At 42.5% G+C, this 2,609-nt stretch carries 3 protein-coding genes; all 3 read left to right on the forward strand.

Annotated features, from left to right (window positions below; genetic code table 11):
- The first annotated feature begins 64 nt into the window (after positions 1-64).
- Genes F7C14_RS08970 through F7C14_RS08980 form a run of 3 tightly spaced genes read left to right on the forward strand, consistent with a single transcriptional unit; the run spans position 65 to position 2,515 of the window.
- Positions 65-1,018, forward strand: a complete 954-nt coding sequence (locus F7C14_RS08970) for a radical SAM protein (RefSeq protein WP_290902031.1) — start codon at positions 65-67, stop codon at positions 1,016-1,018.
- A gap of 32 nt (positions 1,019-1,050) precedes the next feature.
- On the forward strand, positions 1,051-1,677 hold the full coding sequence (locus tag F7C14_RS08975; RefSeq protein ID WP_290902033.1) for a U32 family peptidase: 627 nt from the start codon (positions 1,051-1,053) through the stop codon (positions 1,675-1,677).
- The gene (locus F7C14_RS08980; protein ID WP_290902035.1) at positions 1,652-2,515 is read left to right on the forward strand and encodes a U32 family peptidase; all 864 of its coding nucleotides are present in this window, start codon (positions 1,652-1,654) and stop codon (positions 2,513-2,515) included. Before F7C14_RS08975 ends, F7C14_RS08980 begins: the two co-directional genes overlap by 26 nt.
- Positions 2,516-2,609 lie beyond the last annotated feature (94 nt).

Raw genomic sequence — 2,609 nt, forward strand, 5'->3', positions numbered from 1 at the left:
CTTAACTCCTGAATCGGTAGCATCTGAACTCTTTTAAATTCTCACAAACTAAATACTTTTTGAGATGATTGGGATTTATTCGAACCTATACTATCCGACGAGATGGGTGCCGTTAAAGAGGAGAGGATTGGGTTGGCACAGATGCTGTAAAGTTTACGAAGAACACGAATGCGCCGCTTCATGCGGTTTGGCTGAAGGAAAAACGCTGGAGGTGGTACTTGACGTCAAGGGATGCAATCTAAACTGCAAATACTGCTGGGGATGGAAAATGAGGCTCGAGAACAACGAGTTGAGAAAAACTCCGGAAGAAGTCGTAAAAGACATCCTCTGTCAGATAGAAAAAGTCTCCAAGGACGGACTTGTAAAAAAGAGGAATTATCGAGTTGGGATAGTGAGATTTACTGGAAACGAACCAAGTTTGCAGTGGGAACACGTTGTTGAGGTTTTGAAGCTTCTCGATAAAAGCGGTGAAGCAGAAAAGCTGAAGGTGATTATTGAGACGAACGGAATACTCGCTGGGATGGGCAAGATAGACTTTCAAAAGCTTGAGAGCATAGAAAATCTGAAGGTAGATGTGGATGTCTCTTTTAAGGGAGTTAACTATGAACAGTTCGAGTGGCTTTCGAGCATGCCTGGAAAGCTGTTCGCATATCAAATTGAGGGGTTCGTAAGGATGTTCGATTACTTTGAGGGGAATGAAAAAATAAGCGTCAATCCGGTTCTTGGAATAAACCACGAGGAGAACTACTGCGTGAGAAGAAACAGGAAGGAGTATTTCATGAAGGTTGAAATCATCGACGCTAAGGGAAATAAACTTGACTTTTACGATTACTCGAAAGATTTTGAAGAACTCGTATTGAGCAGAAAGGAATTGAGATACGATGAGGCACCGTTTAGGGAGTATTTTGGAATAAATAAGAATAGAGCAAGGTTTGTCGTGGCGGTAGTTTATAAGGGAAAAAGGTACTTGAACACCCTTCCCTCAGAAGTTGTTGAGCTTTTTGAAGAAAATTCTTAAAGTTTAAATATCACAATTTAGCGTTTCATTTTGTGAAATACGTCGGATTGAAGGGATTCAGCAAGTACGGGGACGAAAAAGCCTTGACAGTTGAAGAGATTAACAGATTGGCTGAAAACGAAGAAGTTTTCGTAGCCCTAAATAGGGTAAGGGAAGCGGATGAAATTGAAAGAATTGCGAGAAATCTGAAAGCTTCCGGAGTTATTGTGAATGAAGTTGCTGCCATTGAAAAGCTAAAGGACAAGAAAGTTATCGCAAGCGTCGGTTTGAACTTTTTAAACTCCCTTGACTTGGAGCTTTTAAAAGAGCTCGGAGCTTATGCCGTTGTAATTCCGCCGGAAATAAATGAGGATGTCGAAGAGCTGAAAGGTTGCGGAGTTAAGATTGAAGCTTTTAAAAGAGCTTACGTCGAGATGTTTTACAAAGGAAAGTGCTTACTTTCCGCATACTTTTCTGGGGTTAGCGCGAAAAGAGATGGTGTCTGTAAAAAGGAGTGTTGCAGAAAGTGGAAAGTTGTGTTTGATGAGAAGGAATTCGAAACGTCCTTTCCCCCAAAACTCGTGGAGTACGATGTGAATGCGGATATTTTAAAGTTTGAAGGTAGGCAGTTCTCCAAAATAGGGGTGATGGTTTGTGGAGCTGACGACGAACGTTCCTAACCTTGAAAGCATGAGCGAGTGCAGCTTGAAGCATTACGATGCGATATACATGGGAATGCCCTACTGCTGGGACTACGAGGGAAGCTTTTCCTCGGGAAACGACATCGAGGAAGGAGTTGAACTTTTAAGAGAGCTCGGAAAAAAAGCTTATCTAAGCCTATACGCCGCTCCAAGGAACAAAGATCTGGAAAGAGTCTTTTACGTTGTAGAGCTTGGATTAGATGCAAAAGTCGACGCTTTCGAAGTTTTCAACCTCGGAGTGGCGAAAAAGATAAAGGATGAGTACGATGCGAGAGTTCACCTCGGAGGACTTGCGAACGTTTACACAACCTCAACAGCGGAGCTTCTGTATTCATTGGGCATCGATAGAATTATGCCAGCTTACGAACTGCCAATTGAGGATATAGAAAAAATAAAGGAGGTAGGAGTCGAGATTGAAGTTGTTATCCACGGCAAGATCCCCCTCGGCATCTCCCACGAATGTTTCGTCAGAAGGTTTGAGGAGGTGGTCGGAAAAAGATGTCCAAAGCTTTGTAAGGAAAAGCTGTGGTTCAAAAGCGAGGATCTCGTTCTGAAACCTTTCGGACAGGTTACGCTAAGCGGAAAAGATGTGTGTATGTACGAACACTTAGAAAAGCTGAATTTTGTTGATGCTGCAAGAATAGAAGCTCTATCGGAAAGAGTCGGATACAGAGAAGAGGTCGGCAGAATATATAGAAAAAGAATCGAGAAAGGTTTTGACAAAAAAGACTTCTTGAAATTGATTGAGCTTGCGGAAATAGGACTTTGCCACGGATTTTACTTCAATAAAGCCGGTCAAATCTACGTTTCGAGGTGATAAAGATGGTCGATCTTCTTGGTCCCGGAGGAAACTTGGAGATGGTTAGGAAGGTTTTCGAAGCTGGAGCTGACAGCGTTTACGTCGGAGTGAA

This window comes from Ferroglobus sp., assembly GCF_015521575.1.
GTDB lineage: Archaea > Halobacteriota > Archaeoglobi > Archaeoglobales > Archaeoglobaceae > Ferroglobus.